This is a genomic window from Eikenella sp. HMSC061C02 (genome assembly GCF_001809035.1).
Classification (GTDB): domain Bacteria; phylum Pseudomonadota; class Gammaproteobacteria; order Burkholderiales; family Neisseriaceae; genus Eikenella; species Eikenella corrodens.
Genome location: NZ_KV795552.1, coordinates 1 through 3,183, shown reverse-complemented (window position 1 = coordinate 3,183; position 3,183 = coordinate 1). Strand labels below are relative to the sequence as shown.

Sequence of the window (3,183 nt, the reverse complement as noted above, 5' to 3'; positions counted from 1 at the left end):
TGAATATTCCTGGTTATCTAGGACAGCCCCAAATCCTTTTAGCAGGTTTTCAGGTAGCCTTTCTCTTTTTCGGCCGGTAACCCCTTAGTTTCGCCTCTCGGTAACGAAGGCGGCCAGTTGGCGCAATCGGTCGGCGCGAGTGTCGAAGCCAGACAAGGCTTGCTGCGCTTCGGCCACGAGCCGTTCGGCATAGTCGCGGGCGGCGTTCAGCCCCATGAGTTTGACATAGGTGGGCTTGTCGGCTTCTTGGTCTTTACCGGCGGTTTTGCCCAAGGTGGCGGTGTCGGCTTCGCAATCGAGCACGTCATCGATTACTTGGAAGGCAAGGCCGAGTTTGGCGGCGTAGTCGTCGAGCCGCGCCAGGGCGGCATCCTCCAAATCGGGGCAGCTTAGCGCGCCCAAGGCCACGGCGGCGCGGATGAGGGCGCCGGTTTTCAGGCGGTGCATGGTTTCCAGCTCGGCCTGGCCGATGCGCTGCCCCACGGATTGCAAATCGATGGCCTGCCCGCCGGCCATGCCGAGGCTGCCGGAAGCGCGGGCGAGGGTGTGCACCATTTGCAGCTGCCGTTGCGCGGGCAGGCCGTTGGGGCGGCTGAGCACGTCGAAGGCGAGGGTTTGCAGCGCATCGCCCACCAGAAGGGCGGTGGCTTCATCGTATTGAACGTGGCAGGTGGGTTTGCCGCGGCGCAGGCTGTCGTTATCCATGGCGGGCATGTCGTCGTGCACCAGGGAATAAACGTGCACCAGCTCCACGGCAGCCAGGGCGGCTTCGGCAGCGGCGGCTTCGGATTGCCCCAATTCGGCAGCAGCCAGCACCAGCAGCGGGCGCAGCCGTTTGCCGCCGCCGAGCACGGCATAGCGCATGGCTTGGTGCAGCCGCTGCGGCAGGCTGTTTTCTGCGGGCAGCACGCGCTCCAGCACGAGTTCGGCTTGGGCGCGGGCGCGTTGTTGCCAATTATCGGGTTTATTCATCTTGTTCCAATACCAGCTCGCGTTCCACGCCGGAATCCAGCACTTGCAGCTTCTGCTCCACTTCGGCCAGCCGTGCTTGGCAGAAACGCACCAGTTCGCTGCCTTCCTGATAGGCGGCCAGCGCGTCTTCCAGCGGCATATCGCTGGCCTGCATGGCTTGGTTGATGGCTTCCAGCCGGCTCACGGCTTCTTCAAAGGTTTTCGGTTTTTTCTTGGTCATGGCGGGTTTGCGGCAGTTCGATTCAAGGGCGGGATTGTAGCACAGCGGGCGGGAGGGTTTCAGGTAGCCCCGTTGTGCGGCAGGCTACCTGAAAATCTATAGTGAATTAAATTTAAATCAGGACAAGGAGGCGAGCCGCAGACAGTACAGATAGTACGGCAAGGCGAGCCAACGCTGTACTGGTTTTTGTTAATTCACTATATTTGCCCCGCCCAAGCAATATTTTTCAGGTAGCCCCTGCCTTCTGCAAACCCGAAAAGCGGCCAACAAAGTATTCGCCGCAAATGTGCCGCACTGTGCCGGCGCAGCCGAACTCCCCGCCGTTTTCAGGTAGCCTGCCGCGTCATCGGATAACACATACTGACACACTGCCCGCTTTCATTTACAATCGGCACGGCAAAGCAGCCGGAATAACCCGTCCGGCTGAAATATTTTATTTGTGACCACCTGCCAATAAGGAAACCCGATGCGTATCCGAACCGCCCTCTTACTGCCGCTGCTCGCCCTGCCGCTTCCCGCGCTGGCCGGCGAGCTCAACGGAGCCGAGCTGAGCCTGCCCTGGGGCATTCCCTTCGTGCTGATTCTGCTCTCCATCGCCACCGGCCCGCTGTTTTTCGCCCATATTTGGCACCACCACTTCGGCAAAATCACCGCCGGCTGGACACTGGCCTTCCTCATCCCCTTCACCCTTGTGTATGGCTTCTCCACCAGCCTGCATGTGCTGGTGCACGCCTTGGTGGCCGAATACATCCCCTTTATTTTGCTGCTGTGGGCGCTCTACACCATCTCCGGCGGCATCCTCGTGTGGGGCAATCTGCACGGCAGCCCGCGCATGAACACCGCGCTGCTCGCCATCGGTACGCTCCTGGCCTCCGTAATGGGCACCACCGGCGCCGCCATGCTGATGATCCGCCCCATCCTCAAAGCCAACGACAACCGCAAGCACCGCGTGCACGTGGTGATTTTCTTCATCTTCCTCGTGGCCAATATCGGCGGCGGCCTCACCCCGCTGGGCGACCCGCCCCTCTTCCTCGGCTTCCTCAAAGGCGTGGATTTCCTGTGGACGGTGCAACATATGCTGCCGCCCGTGCTGATTAGCGCCGCCGTGCTGCTCACCGTGTTCTACATCCTCGACAGCAAATACTTCGCCCAAGCCGATGAAATTCTTGCCAAAGACCCGAGCCCAGACAGCCCGCCCGAAAAAATCAAGCTCATGGGCAAATGGAACTTCCTGCTCCTGGGCGGCGTGGTAACAGCCGTGATGATGTCCGGCATTTGGCAGCCCGCACACCCCGGCTTTGAAATCCTCGGCACACACTACGCCCTGCCAAACCTCGCTCGCGACCTGATTTTGGTGGTGCTGGCCGTTACTTCCCTCGTCATCACCCCCAAACAGGTGCGCGCCGGAAACGAATTTAACTGGGGCCCGATTGCCGAAGTGGGCAAACTCTTCCTCGGCATCTTCATCACCATCGCCCCCGTATTGGCCATGCTGCAAGCCGGCGAACACGGTGCGTTTGCCCCGCTGATTTCCCTCGTGCACGACGCTTCCGGCAACCCGATCAACACCATGTATTTCTGGATGACCGGTATGCTCTCCGCCTTTTTGGATAACGCCCCCACCTACCTCGTGTTCTTCAACATGGCCGGCGGCGACGCACACACCCTGATGAACGGCCACCTGTTCCACACCCTGCTGGCCGTATCCATGGGCTCCGTGTTCATGGGCGCACTCAGCTACATCGGCAACGCCCCCAACTTCATGGTGAAAGCCATCGCCGAACAACGCAAAGTGCCCATGCCCGGCTTCTTCGGCTACATGGCCTGGTCGTTCGGCATCCTCGTGCCGCTGTTTATCCTGCACACCCTGATTTTCTTCGTGTGGCAGATTCTGTAAGGGCGCAGTAAGATAAAGGCTACCTGAAAACCTTGGTTTGGTTTTCAGGTAGCCTTTAAATTTGGGGCTGACGTAGATTAGCCCTAAATACCAC

3 protein-coding genes are annotated in these 3,183 nt (G+C 59.8%); 1 reads left to right on the top strand and 2 read right to left on the bottom strand.

Going from position 1 to position 3,183, the window contains the following annotated elements; all coding sequences use genetic code 11:
- Positions 1-84: 84 nt before the first annotated feature.
- Both HMPREF2541_RS06245 and HMPREF2541_RS06240 read right to left on the bottom strand, forming a co-directional pair.
- On the bottom strand, positions 85-972 hold the full coding sequence (locus HMPREF2541_RS06245; protein WP_070542375.1) for a polyprenyl synthetase family protein: 888 nt from the start codon (positions 970-972) through the stop codon (positions 85-87).
- On the bottom strand, positions 965-1,192 hold the full coding sequence (locus tag HMPREF2541_RS06240; RefSeq protein ID WP_003823446.1) for an exodeoxyribonuclease VII small subunit: 228 nt from the start codon (positions 1,190-1,192) through the stop codon (positions 965-967). The genes HMPREF2541_RS06245 and HMPREF2541_RS06240 overlap by 8 nt, the downstream gene beginning before the upstream one ends.
- Positions 1,193-1,658: 466 nt before the next feature.
- On the opposite strand from HMPREF2541_RS06240, the gene HMPREF2541_RS06235 reads away from it, so the two are divergent.
- The gene (locus HMPREF2541_RS06235) at positions 1,659-3,089 is read left to right on the top strand and encodes a sodium:proton antiporter (protein ID WP_064087110.1); all 1,431 of its coding nucleotides are present in this window, start codon (positions 1,659-1,661) and stop codon (positions 3,087-3,089) included.
- Positions 3,090-3,183 lie beyond the last annotated feature (94 nt).

Bases quoted from the DNA above. Each gene is read 5' to 3' on its own strand.
- HMPREF2541_RS06245 (WP_070542375.1), bottom strand. From the start codon at position 972: ATGAATAAACCCGATAATTGGCAACAACGCGCCCGCGCCCAAGCCGAA.
- HMPREF2541_RS06240 (WP_003823446.1), bottom strand. From the start codon at position 1,192: ATGACCAAGAAAAAACCGAAAACCTTTGAAGAAGCCGTGAGCCGGCTG.
- HMPREF2541_RS06235 (WP_064087110.1), top strand. From the start codon at position 1,659: ATGCGTATCCGAACCGCCCTCTTACTGCCGCTGCTCGCCCTGCCGCTT.